Here is a 410-nt window from a genome sequence, read left to right on the forward strand (position 1 = left end):
TTCACGCTGTTCGCGGGGATGATCAACGCGCCGCTCGTGATCCCCGAAGTGATCCAGGGCATCTCGCTGCTGCTGCTGTTCGTCGCGATGGAGCAACTGCTCGGCTGGCCGAAGGGACGCGGCGTGATCACGATGTGGATCGGTCACGTGATGCTGTGCGTCTCCTACGTCGCCATCATCGTGCAGTCGCGCGTGAAGGAGATGAACAAATCGCTCGAAGAGGCCGCGCTCGATCTCGGTGCCACGCCGCTGAAGGTGTTCTTCGTCATCACGCTTCCGCTCATCTCGCAGGCGCTGCTCTCGGGCTGGCTGCTCTCGTTCACGCTCTCGATCGACGACCTCGTGCTCTCCGCGTTCCTCTCGGGCCCCGGCTCGACCACGCTGCCGCTCGTGGTGTTCTCGCGCGTGCG

1 protein-coding gene is annotated in these 410 nt (G+C 64.1%); it reads left to right on the forward strand.

Annotation, left to right across the window (positions count from 1 at the left end):
* The coding region (locus tag U5775_RS39120; RefSeq protein ID WP_322063461.1) for an ABC transporter permease subunit at positions 1 to 410 on the forward strand (410 nt) is incomplete at both ends.

This window comes from Paraburkholderia sp. J63, assembly GCF_905220245.1.
Taxonomy (GTDB): Bacteria; Pseudomonadota; Gammaproteobacteria; order Burkholderiales; family Burkholderiaceae; genus Paraburkholderia.